Origin of the sequence: Enterococcus sp. AZ179, assembly GCF_050498885.1 — a bacterium.
In the GTDB taxonomy this organism is placed as follows: domain Bacteria; phylum Bacillota; class Bacilli; order Lactobacillales; family Enterococcaceae; genus Enterococcus_D; species Enterococcus_D entomosocium.
Window position 1 is genome coordinate 2,945,132 of the sequence record NZ_JBMHEO010000001.1, and the last position, 16,448, is coordinate 2,961,579.

A 16,448-nucleotide genomic window follows, 5' to 3' on the forward strand; every position below is an offset into this window, starting at 1 on the left:
ATAAACTTTCAATTTTGTCACGAGGAACGAACAAAAAAACGTTTCTGAATTGTGTGATCCACAAATCAGAAACGTCGTTTGCTTGTTACTCTTCAGTCATATTTTTTGCGAAACAGTTCAACGACTAGTTGTCCCTCATCATACATAATGGCGGCTTCATCGATCATTAATCCCAATAAATAGTAATCTTTTTCTTCATGGATCGTTTGATGACCGCCCAACAGTTCGACGTAATAGTTTTCCAAGGTACTGTCTCTTGGTGTATTGAGCATGTTGATAAAATGTTCTAGATCAGAGGGCTGTTCAGGGAAAGGGCCCTGCACGACTGCTTTGAAACCTTCTGCTTCAAAGGCCATCTCGCTCGTTATCTTTTGACAGTCATGGGACAAAAAGTAGGTGACTACTTCATCGACGATTCGTCGTGCCCGTTCTTTTTCAATCATTTTTTTCGCCGCCTTCTGATTTGTTGGTATTCATCTAACAATGGTACCATTGCCGCCGCGACAAATCCACTGGAAAAACCGTTATTGTATAAGTTCAATCCTCCATGTAAATAAGTGATATTTGTGACCAGTGCTGCATGGACGATGCCTGCTAAGATACCAGCTACAGGACCATAATACCCACTGATCGGAGCTAAACTTGTTCCAAAGATCGCTGTCAGTAATAAGCTGAAGGTGGATACATCAGAAGTCAAACCGACTTTGGTGGCTAAAACCACCCCAATCATCACGGGCAAACTATTTTTCCAATGGTTTCCAAAGGCACTGAAACCAATCACGGTCAATACAGCCCCTAAAAGTGGACCGGAAAGCTCGCCTTGCAGAAGGAAAATAAAGACTAACATCAAGAGCCCCATCATTGCCATGTTCATCATGGTGATTCCTAGTGAAAAAATTGTGACATAATCGGTCATCAGTTTCCCAGAAGTTTTAAAAAGATCCGTTAAACCTTTTATCGATCGTTTATTTAAAAAATAACCAATAAAAAACAAGAAAAAACAAAGGATGAGCAAGAAAGCCGTCAGATAATAGTGATAGTCAGTCGTCAATTGCTTGTTCGAATAGACTTCCATGTCGAATAATCGTAAAAAGCTAGTGAAAAACATGGTGATAATACCGGTGGCAAAGCCAATATTGTACAAAGAAAATCCTTGATGGAATTGTAAAAATTGTGCTGCCAGTGGAGGGAGTGTTAAGCCAATCAAAATGCCGATTCCATAACCTAACGCGATTCCTAGGGGCAAAGGTAAGCCTAAGCCAAATGCTAAGTAACTAATGACGGGTGAGGCAGCACTACCAAATAAAGCGACAAGTGAGTACTGGGTTGAGGGCCGTTGCTGTATGTAAGAGTATAGATAGACACCCAAGGGAATGGGGATTGAGTTAAAGATGTTTTTTCCAAAAAAAGAAAAGCCGGATATGGTAAAGAAAGCGGCGATCATCGGACCACTAATAATGGTTCCTTGCTTTTTAGCAAGTAGGATACTGATCAAGGTCAATAAGCCGCTATTTAAAAAGGCGCTTCCAAGATTACCGATTGCAAAATAATCCGAAATCAAATTGCTAGGGGCATTCAAAATGGCCAGCGATCCTTGCCACAATGCCTGAGGCGGCGAGGTGAACAAGCCGAGTAGAATCAACACACAGCTGTAAGCCAGAAGCAACCGCTGAGTTAAGAGCTGTGAGATCGGTGCAAAAGGTTTCGATTTCGTTTGTAAGAAAATTCGTTTGTCTGACATAGTTTCACTGAACGCTCCTTTTTTTCATAGTATCACATCTTTTCTCGTCTAAGAAGGTTTTTTTGACAGTTTCCACAAGGCGCTTTTCGAAAAATATGAGAGAAAAGGAACGTCATAAAAGAAAAACTTAAGAATATTTGAAAAAAAGCAATAGCGATTTATCAATGATTTTCGTCTTATTTTCAATAATTTCATAGATTGATGAAATTATTGACGGAAAGAGTTTTGAGAAAATTGTTATAATTTAGTTAATCTCGTTCAGATTTTCTAATAAAAAAGCCATTTTAAGATAAAAAAACTGTTTGCTTGGTTTTTTTATCAGTGAATCACAAATGAGGGGATTTAATAAGGAGGAAGAGTATGAAGAAAACGAAGTTTGGCATGATTACTTTATTGGCAGCGCTTGTTTTAGGGGCTTGCGGACAAAGTAACGGAGGTGGAACAGGTTCGACAGATACAGGAGAGTCGTCATCAGACGCTGCAGCATCAGATATCAGCACATTACCGTTAGCGGTAGTCAATGATGATGAAGTGATTGAAGGTGGAGTTTTAGACGTTGCTGTAGTAATGGACACCCAGTTCCAAGGATTATTCCAGTGGGAGTTCTATCAGGATGCCTATGACCGTGACTTTATGTTACCAAGTCATGAATATCTATTCTTACAAGATGAGGATTTTAAGATTATTGATGGTGGACCTGCAGACTTAGACTTGGATGTCGAAAACAATAAAGCGACGATCACATTACGTGATGAACTAAAATGGTCGGACGGGGTAGATGTTACAGCCGAAGATGTCATTTTTTCTTATGAAGTCATTGGTCATCAAGACTATGATGGCGTTCGCTACAATAATGACTTTACTAATATTGTTGGAATGGAAGAATACCATAGCGGTGAAGCAGATACGATTTCTGGGATCACAGCAGTTAGCGATAAAGTAGTTGAGATCGAATTTAAGGAAATGCATCCTGGAATGCAGCAATCCGGTGGAGCAATTTGGAACGCGGCATTACCAAAACATACCTTTGAAGGTATTGAAGTAGCAGATATGCCATCCAGTGATCCTGTACGGACAAACCCAATTGGTTTTGGTCCTTACAAGATGACGAATATCGTACCTGGGGAAACCGTAGAGTATGTTCCGAATGAACATTATTATGGGGGAACACCAACATTAGAAAAAATTGTGATGCGTAATGTTCCATCTGCATCGATCAATGAAGCACTAAATGCAAAACAATATGATTTAGTATTGAAAATGCCAACAGATACGTTCGATACGTATCAAGATATGGATGGCTACCAAATGTTAGGACGACCAGAACAATCTTACACCTATCTTGGTTTTAATTTAGGAACATGGAATGACGAAACAAATAGTGTTGATTTTGATCCAAACGCAAAAATGGCCAACAAAGCATTGCGTCAAGCAATGGGCTATGCTATCGATAATGATGCGATTGGTGAGCGTTTCTACCATGGCTTGCGTTCAAATGGTACAACATTGATCCCACCGGTTTATGGTAGTTTGCACAGCACTGATGTGGAAGGCTACCACTTAGATATGGATAAAGCAAATCAACTCCTAGATGATGCTGGCTTTATCGATGTTGATGGTGATGGCTTCCGGGAAGATCCAGATGGCAATAAATTAACTATCAATTTTGCTTCAATGTCAGGTGGAGAAGTGGCACAACCACTGGCAGATTACTATGTCCAACAATGGCAAGAAATCGGTTTGGATGTCCAATACTCTACAGGACGTTTGATCGACTTCCAAGCATTCTATGACAAGTTGAAAAATGATGATCCAGATATCGATGTTTTCCAAGCTGCTTGGTCTACTGGATCAGATCCATCACCAACTAGCTTATGGGGACCAAATTCAGCCTTTAACTACACTCGTTACGAGTCTGAACGCAATACAGAATTGTTAGCAGCCATCGATTCAAATGATTCCTTCGATGAAGAAAAACGTAAAGAAGCATTTGATGCATGGCAAGAATATGCATTTGAAGAAGCGTTTGCTATTCCGACATTGTACCGTAACCAAGTTTTGCCGGTCTCTGATCGTGTCGCAAACTTTACGTGGGCATATGATCCAGATCATAATCCATGGGCGACTATCGGAGTGACTTCAGAATCTCGCTAATCGATTTGTTGAATCACTGAAATCAAAAGAGAACAACGCTTTTGTCGTTTTCTGAAAAGCCAGCTCAGTTTACTTCTATAGTTAACCGGAGGGATGAGTTGTGTAAAATCAAATCTGGGTCAGGATAAACCAGATACGTTTTAAGATTTTAGCCCGAAAACCAGTTAGGTCTACGCACCTAACTGGTTTTTTGCGTACAAGTTAGGCTAGCATTTGGCTGAAAAACGCCTGTCCTTCAATAAGCAGACAGGCGTTTACGAAAAAGAAAAATCATGTTTGTAAGGATATAGGATGATTCAAAGGGAAGAATGTTAAATGGAGATATTCGTCACGGTATGAATCAAGTTTTGCAGGTCATTTTTATGGTTCTGGTAACCGGCTTGTTCGATAACGATTAAGCTGTTTCTTAACACTTCTTTGTTTAATTGAGAAGATTGCAAATAGGAGTAAATTTCTTGATACAAGACTTGATGGATTTTTAAATAAAAATACAGAGGTGTATTAGGCAAGGGATGAGACAAAAGCAGAAACTTGTTAAGCAGACAGGAATCCTTACTTTCACTGGCAAAGGCGCAGCCATTTAAGATCACAACACTTAACAGATTTGCATAAAAGGGATCATTGGCGTAGTGAAGGATTTTTTTGATCCCATGATCTAAGTAATAACTGATGGTTTCTTGGTCAAAAATAAATAACAAATTTGAGAATAAGTTCAACTCAAAGCGCCCCCAGGTTTCGATATCAAACAAGTATTGCTTTACCAGTTCAACTTCTTGGGTGTAAGCTCCTCGATTCATCAGAAATGATTCACGGTTGAGCAGCAGCAGGCCTTGGACATACAAAGAATAATAAAAAAAATTTTGTGTCTCAAAGTAGCGTTCCTCAAGGCTAGTCAAGTAGTCGATAGTCAGTGTTCGATCATAATATCGGGTATAGAAATCTTGCACCAGCTGACGTTTTTGACCTGTGGCTTCGCTGTCGATCAACAGACTGAACTCATGAACCGTGATATTCATTTTGTCTAAGTAGTCAAACAAGGTTTGTGAAGAGAGATTTGTTTTGCGATTTTCGAAAGAAGAAAGGGTGGTGCGAGAGGAAATACCTTCGGCAAGCTTGGCTTGCGAGATTTTGCGATCTGTGCGCAGTTTCTTGATTAAAGAGCCTTGCTGTTTCATGGGGGACCTCCTTAATTGTGACGCATTTCTGAACAATGTGATTTTAATAACATGTTATCAAATATAATAGGGTATAGCAAATAATAAAGGAGGTCGTTTTTCATGGAATTTGAACCATTTGGTCCTTGGGAAATCAACCCATTTAAAAACTAGTACAGGCTTTCATTTAGATACTTGTCATTGAAGGATCAGTGACAGATTGATAAATGAAATTTAGTTTACGTCCTGCTTTTTTCGCGGCGAACTGCGAACATTCTAAGCAGGAAAGAGAAGATCTTGAAGAATCGAAAGGTTATTTGGTTGATTCCCCCACTCAAAGAGACCTTTTCGTTTGTGGAAGTCATGAAACGCATGAATCGCGCAAGGTGGTCAGTCCCGTTGAATGTCTGTCATGCACCAGACCTTCCCCAATTTTCTGATTCTTTGTGATTGATCGTCTTTCAAGCATCATACTTCCAGCTATGACCGTAATGCACGAAGATTACGGTTTTTTGTGGTCTTATTGTGCTACACAGTAAACCTTGTATTTCAAGTGAACTAAAAGACCAAAGCTAGAAAAGAAATTCAGTGAGAAAGATAGTGAAAAAAAGTCAAAAACAAAAAAAGAAAAACGTTTGCAAAAAAAGTGTTGACATTTTTTCTCAGAATGAGTACTATTATCTCAACGGAACACGAGAGTGTTCTCATTACTGGATTCGTTACTGTTCGGCAGGCAAGACCAGAGGAAAAAAGTGCATTGATTACCCAAAGTTTCTTGGGTTGTACACTTTTTTGCTTTGGTCTTCTTTTTTTGCTCCATTATTTCTATTCGCTAAAAAAGAACCGGTTCCAAGGTAAGGTCCAGTCATTGATCATCAAAGGAGGGGAGAAGTAAAACGCAATGAAGTGCCAGCTAGGTTTGACGATATCCTGCAGTACTGCCTGGAGCAGACATTCACCTCGTCACTTAATGGCAAGTCAGAGAAAGAAAAAAATACAAGACCTTCTGCATAGACGTCAAACGATGCAAAGCTGTGTATGCGCTATGCTGATCAAGGAGGATCGTTCGTGAAGATTATCAAGAGGATCAACAACAATGTTGTACTTTCAAAAGAAGATGAAGTTGAAGTGATCCTAATGGGAAAAGGGATCGGCTTTCAAACGAAACCGGGTGACCTGATTCCGGCTGAGCGAATCGAAAAAAAATACTACCCAGAAGATGACTTGACAGTGGAACATATGTCGAAAGTCATGACGAAGGCTGACGAGAAACAAATGGCCGTCATTTATGAAATCGTGCGTCTTTTTCGGGAAAGTGTTGGAACCGATTTCAATCCAAACGTTTATTTCACACTGATGGATCATATCTTGTTTGCCATCAGTCGTCAAAAGCAAGAAATTGTTTTGACCAATCCCATGCATTGGGAAATCAAGAAAATCTATGCCAAGGAATATGCGGTCAGTGTCCAAGCGGTCGAGTTGATCCGCAAAGAGCTGTATCCCGATTTTTCGCAAGAAGAAGCTGCGTTTATCACTTTGCATTTTGTCAATGCGCAAATTGAAAAAAGCGCCAATCAAAGTGCCTATGAGCACACCGAGTTGACCAACAATATTTTACGGATCGTTAAGTATAGCATGAACATCGAGTACGATGAGAATTCTTCCTACTTCCAACGGTTTGTGACCCACATTCGCTATTATTTAATTCGACAAAGTCAAGAAAAAGAAGAGCCAGTATTGGCTAATCCGATGATTGCCTTGGCTTTCAGCAGCTATCCGAAAGAAAAAGAAACCGCAGATTCGATCAAAGAATACTTATTTGAACAAAAGGGCTGGCATGTCAACGATATGGAATTGATGTATTTGATTCTGCATATCGGTAACTTAGCCGCTCACTCAAAATTAACCTAAGAATGGAAATGGATTCGTTACAGTTCGGCTGGCAAGACCTGCACTTTCTTACAATACTCGTTGAGGAGACCCGTCTCGTTTTTTATGGGTGATACTCCTGCTTGTTTATTGTAGAAATGGCCGGTCTTTTTATTTTTATTAAATGATCTATTAAAAAGGAGAAATCAAAATGGCAAAATATACTGAATTAGCACAAGACATTTTGGCCCACGTTGGCGGCAAAGAAAATGTCTCTTCTGTAAAACACTGTGTGACTCGCTTACGTTTCCACTTAAAAGACGAAAGCAAAGCAGACACAGATTATTTGCAAAAACGTGACGGTGTCGTGACCGTTGTCAAAGCAGGCGGACAATACCAAGTGGTTATCGGTAATCATGTGCCAGATGTTTACGATGAAGTGCTGAAAGTCGGCGGATTAGCCGATGGCGGCAGTCTTGATATCGACGAAGGCGACGAAAAGAAAGGCAGTTTGTTTGACCGCTTTATCGATGTCATCTCAAGCTTGTTTCAACCGTTCTTAGGTCCATTAGCGGCAGCCGGTATTTTAAAAGGGATCACGGCGCTACTTGCAGCAACTGGGATGGAAGCGACCAATGGAATCTATGTAGTAATGAATACCCTAGGCGATGGTTTGTTCCAATACTTACCTATGATCTTAGCCGTAACTGCTGCAAAGAAATTCAAGATGAATACCTATACAGCATTAGCGATTGCAGGTGCGATGGTCTATCCTGGTTTAGCAGAAAGCGTTGCTGAAGCGAGCAAAGTCTTTGGTCTAACCTTGACCTTACCAGCAGGTGGCTACTTTAATAGCGTACTGCCGATTATTTTAGCGATTTTTGTCGCTTCGAAAATTGAACAGTTTATGCGCAAAGTTACACCTGATGTAGTCAAAATGTTTGTGGTTCCTTTTGTAACGATTTTGATCACTGTGCCGTTGACCTTCTTTGTGGTAGGTCCAGTCGCAAATACAGCATCTAGCTGGATCGGTATTGCTTTCCAAGCGGTTTATGATTTCAGCCCAATCATTTATGGATTTGCTTTAGGGGCATTATGGCAAGTATTGGTAATGTTTGGTCTTCACTGGGGTCTTGTGCCATTGGCGATCATGGATATGGCGCAAAACGGCTCTTCGATTATTTTGACCGCCGCAGTGCTACCATGTTTCACGCAAACGGGTGTGCTAGCAGCGATTTGGTTGAAAACGAAAGAACCAAAAGTCAAACAAGGCGCAATGCCAGCATTGATCTCATCGATCTTCGGTGTGACTGAACCTGCGATCTACGGTTATACTTTGCCAATGAAAACACCATTTATCGTTTCTTGTTTAGTTTCAGGTTTCGTTGGTATCTACTTGTCAATCTTTAACGTTACTGGTTACGCAATGGGCGGTATGGGTATCTTCTTGTACCCTGCATATATCGATCCAGCAACAGGCAGCTTCCATAGCGTGATCCACTTAGCCATCGGTACAGTTATTGCAATCGTAGCGTCATTTATCATCATGATGTTATTGAAAGTACCAACTTTGTATACAACTGTTGATTCACCAGTCGACGGTCAAGCAACACCAGCAGCACCAGCACCAGAAGCGAAAACCGTTTCTGCCAGCGTCAAAGATGAAACAGTCAAAAGCCCAGTAACCGGTCAAGTGGTTGCTTTAGCAGATGTGGAAGACAAAGTCTTTTCTTCAGGTGCTATGGGAAAAGGGATCGCCGTTGAACCAGCGATCGGTGAAATCACTGCTCCAGCAGATGCAGAAGTCAAAATCTTGTTTCCAACAAAACATGCCATCGGCTTAGTCACTGAGGATGGGACAGAATTATTGATCCACATCGGCATGAATACGGTGGAACTTGAAGGCAATCACTTTACTGCCTACATCAACCAAGGAGACAAAGTCAAAGCCGGTCAAAAATTGATCTCATTTGATACTGAAGCGATTCGTGCGGAAGGCTATTCCTTACTGACACCAGTCATCGTCACAAACTCTAACGACTACAGTGACATCCAAACGACACAGTCAAAAGAAGTAACAGCGAACGACAATTTGATCGAAGTCGTAAAATAAATGCGTTTATCGGCACGTCGTAGGATCAGTAAGAATGCTTTCTTGCTGATCCGATGTGTCGATCAATAAAGAAAAAGAAAGTAGGCTAATCATGACAGAAAAACAATTTCCAGAAGGCTTTTTATGGGGCGGCGCCACTGCAGCCAACCAATTTGAAGGAGCATGGAACGAAGGCGGACGTGGCCCAGCGACATCCGATACGGCGATCGCTGTCAAACCAGAAGACCGCAAAAACATGGCAGAATTTGCTGCACCAATGACTCGGGAAAAAGTCTTGTTTGCCTTAAATGACAAAGAAGGCTTGTATCCAAAACGTTGGGGATCAGATTTCTACCATCGTTACAAAGAAGATATCGCCTTGTACGCAGAGATGGGCTTTAAAACGTTCCGTCTGTCCATCGCTTGGTCAAGAATTTTTCCAAATGGTGACGATGTTCAGCCAAATGAAGAAGGCTTGCAATTTTATGACAACGTGTTTGATGAGTGTGCAAAATACGGGATCGAACCCTTAGTGACCCTCTCTCACTACGAAACACCTATCGGGATCGCGTTAAACTATGGCGGCTGGAAAAATCGCCAAGTGATCGATTTGTTCGTCAAATACGCAGAAACTGTGTTGACCCGCTACAAAGACAAAGTCAAATATTGGTTGACCTTCAATGAAATCAATATCATGGGGATCTCTGGCTATGTTGGCGGTGCCTTGTTATCCGAAGATGGCACGCAAAACCTTTCTGACATGTATCAAGCTGTGCATCATCAATTTGTGGCTTCTAGTTTAGCAACAAAATTTGCCCACGAAATCAATCCTGATATCAAAGTAGGGATGATGTTGGCACGGATGCAAGCCTACCCAGCTACACCAAATCCAGCAGATGTGATGGAAGAAATCAAGCGTGACCACGAGAATCTCTTCTTCTCTGATGTCCAAGTTCGTGGGAAGTATCCAGCGTATACGAAGCGCTTCTTTAAAGAAAACGGCATCGAAGTGACCTTCGAAGATGGCGATTTAGACATTCTTGCGCAATACCCTGTCGACTTCATGTCCTTTTCTTACTACATGAGTTCTATTGCCCGCCACAATCCTGAAGAAGGCGGCGAAGCAACGGCCGGCAACTTTTCTTTAGGCGAATCAAACCCATACTTGGAAGCCTCTGACTGGGGGTGGCAAATCGATCCAATCGGCTTGCGTGTGACTTTGAATAACTTGTACGACCGCTACCAAGTACCATTGTTTATCGTTGAAAACGGCTTAGGTGCCTTGGATACGGTGGAAGAGGATGGTTCGATCCATGACAGCTATCGAATCGATTATTTGAAAGCGCATATCGAACAAATGTATGAAGCGATCGAAGATGGTGTGGAATTGATGGGCTATACGCCTTGGGGTTGTACCGACTTAGTTTCGGCTTCAACGTCAGAAATGTCGAAACGCTACGGCTTTGTCTATGTAGACGCGGATGATGAAGGAAACGGTAGCTTTGACCGTTCCCGTAAAGATAGTTTTTACTGGTACAAAGAAGTCATTGCTACCAATGGCGGTAGTTTGTTACAGGATTAAAAAATAAACCAAAGCGGCTCTCAAAAAAGAGAGCCGCTTTTTTGTTGTGCTCAGTAAAAAAAGAAGAGAAAGGGGGTTAGCAGCTGCCATGCTAGAAAGATCAATGAAACAGTCAACGCCCATTTTTTCATTTTGGGCTTAGGCACAACGGCTTCGGGCATCAAATAGACAAGAGAGAATACTGTAAGAAAAAACAACAGGGTCAGTGGTTGGACGACAAAGGTCAGCCAGTTCATAGGGCAAGCTCCTTTTATGAGGATTGATGATTTGTTCTTTCGTGTTATTATTTTGCAAATTCATTATATATTTAGTTCGTTAAAAAGGCAAGGAGCTCATGGAATAACGATTGTGTGCAGGAAGGGGGGAGAAAAACGAGTGGCACATCCTTGTATTTTGATTCGAATCTTTCTAGAGTAACACAGTAAGCTTGAGGTTAGAATCAGAACTAGCAATAAAAAAGCCCCTTTTCAGGGGAGGGGAGTTCTTTAAAAAGATAGGAAGAAACCCGTGTATTTGATGAAGCTATTGGTCCCTAGTTACTGGGGACCTGACTAATTTACGTGGAAAACCCGCCACTGTCATTCACCGTTTTCTGATCCTCAAGTAGAAAATAAAACAAAGAAGACTAGCCGAAATCAAGAAACCCATAAAATAGAAAGTTAGCTGCATGTCAGGCATCGTATAGGAATACTCTAAAATCTTACAAACAAAGATCACTAAAGAAACCGTGATGGATAAGGAAACCCATGTGAAACGCGGCAATCGTTTCGTTACGATGATCAATCCTAACGAAAAAAAGATGACTGGTACCCAAAAGATCAAGCGAGCAAGTTGGATCATTTTATCTCTCCTCATTCAAATTGATTTGAGTAAAAGGATAGCTTACAACGCTTGTTATTAAAAATGATAGCCATTGCAATTGTGTATTTTTTTGAAGCGTGTGTTTTCAACTTAAAGCATGGGCGTAATGCTGCTCTTTAAATTCTTTTGGTGTTTGCCCCGTCACTGCTTTGAAATTGCGAATAAAATGGCTCTGATTGGCAAAGGCTAATTGGGTGCTGATTTTTTCGTAGGAATAGTCTGTGAACAACAATAAATGCTTGGCTTCACTGATTTTTCGTTCCTGAATGTAACTGTGGATCGTTTTGTTCATTTCTTTTTTGAATTGATTGCACAGATGGGTCTTGTGTTTTTGAGTGATGGCTGCGAGATCATCAATGGTCACTTTTTCATAGAGATGGCTGTCGACATAATTAACGATCGTCTTGACCAACAGCGATTTTTGCGCCAGCGGATAGCTATGCAGAAGCTCCATAAAGCGGTAGGTGGCTTCTTTGATATAGCGGAGGCACTCCTCGGCAGAATGAATATAAACCAGACCTTGGATCAAGGAATCAGATAAGCCGAATGCTTGGTTGACTGGTACTCCTTCATCAATGCTCATGCGGGTCACGACAGCGACAAAGGCCGAAAACTTTAGTTTTAAGCCTTCAAGTTCATGAGGGGAAAGGGAAACACTGTAGGTCTCTTTCATTTTGTTAAATACCCAAACTACTTTTTCCGGCTCGTTTCGTTTGATGTAGTCAAGATAGCGCAATTCAAAATGATAGGAATCAAAGGTAGCTTCATGCACACGGCGTTCATAAAGATTGGTTTCCAAGCTAAGATCTGTTTGCATGGATCGGTCGTGGGATTCAGTTTGGTAATGCCAATGGATTTGGTCTTTTGCCAACGGCTGCTCCGCAAACAGCGTATAAAGCAGCTGGATGTATTCTTCAAAGGAGTATTTGTCTTCTTTGGAATAGTGCACATTGTAGTGGTATTCATGTTCAAGAAACAGGTAAGACGTATCTGGTGTACCAATCACACCACAGGGGCCGATGACCATATAACAGGTTTTTCCAGCTAACTGAAATGCAAAGCAACCAAGCATATATTTGCCGAAATGATAGAGATTTGCAACTGGGCCGTTCGTTTCTTCCAAATAGTGTTTCAGAGGATTCTGGGCTGTTAAGGTGAGTGGGGGATACAAAGGAGTTCCTTCTTGATCCAAGAGGATCATCGGGATCAAATATTTTCGATACAGCAGATCCATGGCGGTCGTCAGTGTTGTTTTGTTCATAAGACACCTCAAAGTCCAAACATTGTTTTTTCTTTTAGTATAACGTAAATTTTTTCGCATTCAATAAATATTTTATTATAAACAATATTTTTTTAGTATATCTAAGGAAGGATTCTTTTTATAATTCAGATAAATAAAACGGTTACAGGAAGGAGCAAACATGGATAGTAAAAAATTGAAAGAATTGTTTCAGCAATTGACGCCAGAAGAAAAAATCGCTCAGACGATTCAATTGAATGGCAGTTTAGTCATTGAAAATGAGGTGATGTCTACGGGACCGATGCAAGATCTTGGACTTCCCAAATCGTTGAAGATTCATGAGATTGGTTCAATCTATAATGTCAATGATCATCAAAAATTGATTCAGTTACAAAGGGAAACGTTGGCACACAGCCGACTTAAGATTCCCATGCTGTTTATGTCTGATGTCATCTACGGGTTTCGGACGATTTTTCCGATCCCCCTTGCGCAAGCAGGTTCTTATGATTTTGACCTGATCGAGCAAGCCGCTGGGATGACCGCCAAAGAATGTTACCAAAATGGCCTTCATGTGATCTTTTCACCCATGCTGGATCTTGTTCGCGATCCTCGCTGGGGGCGGGTGATGGAGTCGCCAGGAGAAGATGTTTATACTGCCAAACGTTTTGCTAAAAGCGTCGTGACCGGTTACCAAGGCAATCTTGATAAAGGAGTGGCAGACAATCACGTTGCTGCTTGCATCAAACATTTTGCTGGTTATGGTGCACCCGAAGCAGGCAGAGAATACAATACGGTCGATATGTCGAATCAGCGCTTATTCAATGAATATTTGCAACCCTATCAAGCGGCGATCGAAGCCCAAGCACTGCTAGTGATGACGGCCTTCAACCTATTGAATGGTGAACCTGCAACGGGTAGCCGCTGGCTGAACCGAGAGATTTTGCGCGAACGATTCGGTTTTGATGGGGTATTGGTCTCCGATCATGCGGCCATCAAAGAATTGGTCCCTCATGGCTTTGCCAAAGATGAACGGGAGGCCGCTCAGAAAGGTTTGGAAGCGGGCGTTGATTTTGATATGATGACATCGGTCTATGCAACTTACTTACCAGAACTGATCAAGCAACCTGAACTCGCGGCTTTATTAGACGAAGCAGTTTGGCGTATTCTGGTATTAAAAAATCAACTAGGACTGTTTGAAGACCCTTATCGAGGGTTGAAAACGCAACAGACGGGAGAAGTTTTGTCGGATGAAGCCAAAGAGCTAGCCGTTAAGCTAGTAGAAAAAAGCTGTGTGCTGTTAAAAAATGAGGGCAGCTTACCTTTGAAAAAGGACCAAACCGTCGCTGTGATCGGTCCTTATGGAGAAAGCCGGTTGACCTTAGGTTTTTGGGCGTCAGTCAGCGGCAAGCCACAAGACACGATTCCTTTAAAAACCGGTTTGCTGCAGCATTTCGCACCCGAAAACTTGATCTTTGCTCGTGGATACAATCTATTCGACTCGTATGAGCAATTTGGTCCTTTAAAAGCCGGGATCGAACAGCTGAATGGACCGATCGAACCAGAAGATCAGTTGCTTTTGGAAGCCATGGAAGCCGCCGAAGCCGCCGAAGTTATCGTCTTGACTTTTGGAGAGCAGTTTTTGGAGAGCGGCGAAGGGGCATCAAAAGCTCATTTGCAGCTGCCATTGAAACAAATTCGTTTGATCCAAGCGTTGAAAAAGACTGGCAAGCCTTTGATTGGCGTGCTTTACACTGGCAGACCGTTAGTCTTAACGCAAGTGGAAGCATTATTTGATAGTCTGTTGCTGGTTTGGTATCCGGGAACGATGGGCGGGATCGGAATCGGCAATCTGCTGAGTGGGCAGGCTTCTCCGACAGCAAAACTGGCGATGACCTTTCCTCGGAGTGAAGGACAGATCCCACTATACAGTGCCCAACTGCCAACGGGCAGACCTTTGACAGATAGTGAGCATTCTGATCGCTTTTTGTCAAAATACCGAGATGAATCAAATGAACCCTTATTCGCATTCGGAACAGGTCTTAGTTACAGTTCGTTTACTGGTGAATGGCTTGGTAGTGAAGTATCTAGCGAGACAATCCATTTGGCTTATCGAGTGAAAAACCAATCGGCAATAGCTGCAGAAACCGTCATCCAACTTTATCTCATGCAGCGTCCAGCGGCAATGGTTCGTCCAAGTCGCCAATTAATTGCGAGTGACCTCATCTCATTCGCGCCCCAAGAAGAAAAAGAGCGCAGATTGTCACTGCCGTTTTCAGAACTTGTTTTCTATGACAATCAAGGGAAGAAACACATAACCAAAGGTACTTATCGATTCCTAATGCGGATCGATCAAAAAGAAACGATGCTTAGTGTAACGATCTAAACTAAAGGAGTGAGAAAGAATGGAAAAATTAGAAGCATTTTTAAGTAGCAAACTATTACCAATGTCACAAAAATTACAACAAAACAAAGTATTGGCCGCTTTGATGGAGGGGTTTATTCGAACAAGTCCCATCACTTTAGGAATTGCGTTTATCACGATCATTGGAAATTTTCCGATTCCTGGTTGGACGGACTATTTGACGAAAATTGGCATCTTCCAGCATGTTGAAGCGATCACCAACGGAGCAACTGGCGTTTTTGCCTTGTATGTTGTATACAGTTTGGCGTATTCTTACGCAAAACAATTAGGAAGCAATGAACGCAATTCAGCGATTATTTCTTTAGCTAGTTTCATTATGTTGATGCCTCAAACCGTTGCAACGACTGTCATGCAAGATGGTCAAGCAGTGGAACAAACGATTGGAGCTTTGAAGCTTGATTTCTTAGGCGGACAAGGACTGTTTATCGGCATGCTGACCGCTTTATTGGTGACACGTTTCTATGCTTTCTTATCAAGAAAAAATATTATGATCAAGCTACCGGATAGTGTTCCCCCAATGGTAACCCAATCCTTAGCACCAGTGTTTGTGGTCACGATTATTTTTGTCGTCGTCTTTGTCATACGCGTCTTGTTTGGGTTTACTTCATCCGGCTCGATTTTCCAATTCTTTATCGATGTGATCAATGCGCCGTTGAACTCCTTAGTTGCTAGCCCGCTATCGATCATCATCATTATGGAATTATTAGCTGTTTTATGGTTTTTCGGAATTCATAATGCAGTTTTACAAGGACCGCTCGGGGCGATTAGTATGACCATGGTCGTTTCAAATATTGCCGCTTACCAACAAGGACAAGCGCTGCCTTATCTGATTCCTTCAGTGATTTATATGGGCATGTATGCTGCTGGCTTCATGGGCTTTGTGACCTTCTTTATGATCCGCAGCAAATCGGCAAAAATGAAACAATTAGGAAAATTGTCGTTTATCCCGTCGATCTTTAACATCACAGAGCCAATCATGTTCGGGATGCCGATTATTTTGAATCCGTTGTTCTTTATTCCGCAAGTCTTTACACAATTGATCGCTGGCTTTGTGACCTGGGGATTGGCAACAACGATCCTCCCAATCAGCTTGAATCCAACCATGAGTCTATTGCCATGGACCACACCGACTTTTATCAAAATGCCCTTTTCAGGAGGGCTTAACTACACGATCTTAATGATCATCTGTATGCTGATCGGTATTGTTATGTGGTATCCGTTTCTAAAAATTGCGGATAAAAAAGAGTACGAATTAGAAATGGCTGCTGAAAAAAAGCAAGCAAGTGAAGCAGCAAAAATGACAGAAAAAGTCGTGGAAGAAATTCAAGCGTAA

Annotated in this window: 12 protein-coding genes; 6 read left to right on the top strand and 6 right to left on the bottom strand. The window is 41.7% G+C overall.

All coding sequences use genetic code 11. From position 1 onward, the window contains the following. Positions 1–92 precede the first annotated feature (92 nt). The gene (locus IGI88_RS13780; RefSeq protein WP_008378669.1) at positions 93–443 is read right to left on the bottom strand and encodes a hypothetical protein; all 351 of its coding nucleotides are present in this window, start codon (positions 441–443) and stop codon (positions 93–95) included. After that, a complete protein-coding gene (locus tag IGI88_RS13785; protein ID WP_005235137.1) occupies positions 440–1,741 on the bottom strand; it encodes a DUF1576 domain-containing protein in 1,302 nt (433 codons plus the stop codon). Before IGI88_RS13785 ends, IGI88_RS13780 begins: the two co-directional genes overlap by 4 nt. A 360-nt stretch (positions 1,742–2,101) precedes the next feature. Here IGI88_RS13785 and IGI88_RS13790 point away from each other — a divergent pair, with 360 nt between their 5' ends. Further along, on the top strand, positions 2,102–3,895 hold the full coding sequence (locus IGI88_RS13790) for an oligopeptide ABC transporter substrate-binding protein (RefSeq protein WP_016613448.1): 1,794 nt from the start codon (positions 2,102–2,104) through the stop codon (positions 3,893–3,895). 311 nt (positions 3,896–4,206) lie between these two features. Here the strand turns inward: IGI88_RS13790 and IGI88_RS13795 are convergent, their stop codons facing one another. After that, positions 4,207–5,070, bottom strand: coding sequence for a helix-turn-helix domain-containing protein (locus tag IGI88_RS13795; protein WP_429960674.1), 864 nt, complete (start codon positions 5,068–5,070; stop codon positions 4,207–4,209). Between the two features lie 1,047 nt (positions 5,071–6,117). Between IGI88_RS13795 and IGI88_RS13800 the strand changes: the two genes are divergently transcribed. The 3 genes from IGI88_RS13800 (at position 6,118) to IGI88_RS13810 (ending at position 10,592) form a co-directional block, all read left to right on the top strand. Continuing rightward, on the top strand, positions 6,118–6,960 hold the full coding sequence (locus IGI88_RS13800; RefSeq protein WP_008378663.1) for a PRD domain-containing protein: 843 nt from the start codon (positions 6,118–6,120) through the stop codon (positions 6,958–6,960). Between the two features lie 169 nt (positions 6,961–7,129). Continuing rightward, the gene (locus IGI88_RS13805) at positions 7,130–9,031 is read left to right on the top strand and encodes a beta-glucoside-specific PTS transporter subunit IIABC (protein ID WP_005235158.1); all 1,902 of its coding nucleotides are present in this window, start codon (positions 7,130–7,132) and stop codon (positions 9,029–9,031) included. Positions 9,032–9,122: 91 nt separating this feature from the next. After that, the gene (locus IGI88_RS13810; RefSeq protein ID WP_086299326.1) at positions 9,123–10,592 is read left to right on the top strand and encodes a glycoside hydrolase family 1 protein; all 1,470 of its coding nucleotides are present in this window, start codon (positions 9,123–9,125) and stop codon (positions 10,590–10,592) included. Between the two features lie 50 nt (positions 10,593–10,642). Here the strand turns inward: IGI88_RS13810 and IGI88_RS13815 are convergent, their stop codons facing one another. From IGI88_RS13815 to IGI88_RS13825, 3 genes are all read right to left on the bottom strand, one after another. After that, positions 10,643–10,828, bottom strand: coding sequence for a hypothetical protein (locus IGI88_RS13815; RefSeq protein ID WP_016613442.1), 186 nt, complete (start codon positions 10,826–10,828; stop codon positions 10,643–10,645). Positions 10,829–11,174: 346 nt separating this feature from the next. Beyond that, on the bottom strand, positions 11,175–11,432 hold the full coding sequence (locus tag IGI88_RS13820) for a hypothetical protein (RefSeq protein WP_005235163.1): 258 nt from the start codon (positions 11,430–11,432) through the stop codon (positions 11,175–11,177). A 106-nt stretch (positions 11,433–11,538) separates the two neighbouring features. Further along, entirely contained in the window at positions 11,539–12,774 is a 1,236-nt protein-coding gene (locus tag IGI88_RS13825) for a helix-turn-helix domain-containing protein (protein WP_429960675.1), read from the bottom strand. Between the two features lie 100 nt (positions 12,775–12,874). On the opposite strand from IGI88_RS13825, the gene IGI88_RS13830 reads away from it, so the two are divergent. Continuing rightward, positions 12,875–15,076, top strand: a complete 2,202-nt coding sequence (locus IGI88_RS13830; protein WP_429960676.1) for a glycoside hydrolase family 3 N-terminal domain-containing protein — start codon at positions 12,875–12,877, stop codon at positions 15,074–15,076. A 19-nt stretch (positions 15,077–15,095) separates the two neighbouring features. After that, positions 15,096–16,448 (top strand): PTS sugar transporter subunit IIC, encoded by a 1,353-nt coding sequence (locus IGI88_RS13835; protein ID WP_144330551.1) that lies wholly within the window; start codon positions 15,096–15,098, stop codon positions 16,446–16,448.

Coding starts and splice junctions, on each gene's coding strand:
- IGI88_RS13820 (WP_005235163.1), bottom strand. CDS start 11,432: ATGATCCAACTTGCTCGCTTGATCTTTTGGGTACCAGTCATCTTTTTT.
- IGI88_RS13785 (WP_005235137.1), bottom strand. CDS start 1,741: ATGTCAGACAAACGAATTTTCTTACAAACGAAATCGAAACCTTTTGCA.
- IGI88_RS13825 (WP_429960675.1), bottom strand. CDS start 12,774: ATGCGAAAAAATTTACGTTATACTAAAAGAAAAAACAATGTTTGGACT.
- IGI88_RS13790 (WP_016613448.1), top strand. CDS start 2,102: ATGAAGAAAACGAAGTTTGGCATGATTACTTTATTGGCAGCGCTTGTT.
- IGI88_RS13795 (WP_429960674.1), bottom strand. CDS start 5,070: ATGAAACAGCAAGGCTCTTTAATCAAGAAACTGCGCACAGATCGCAAA.
- IGI88_RS13780 (WP_008378669.1), bottom strand. CDS start 443: ATGATTGAAAAAGAACGGGCACGACGAATCGTCGATGAAGTAGTCACC.
- IGI88_RS13835 (WP_144330551.1), top strand. CDS start 15,096: ATGGAAAAATTAGAAGCATTTTTAAGTAGCAAACTATTACCAATGTCA.
- IGI88_RS13830 (WP_429960676.1), top strand. CDS start 12,875: ATGGATAGTAAAAAATTGAAAGAATTGTTTCAGCAATTGACGCCAGAA.
- IGI88_RS13815 (WP_016613442.1), bottom strand. CDS start 10,828: ATGAACTGGCTGACCTTTGTCGTCCAACCACTGACCCTGTTGTTTTTT.
- IGI88_RS13810 (WP_086299326.1), top strand. CDS start 9,123: ATGACAGAAAAACAATTTCCAGAAGGCTTTTTATGGGGCGGCGCCACT.
- IGI88_RS13805 (WP_005235158.1), top strand. CDS start 7,130: ATGGCAAAATATACTGAATTAGCACAAGACATTTTGGCCCACGTTGGC.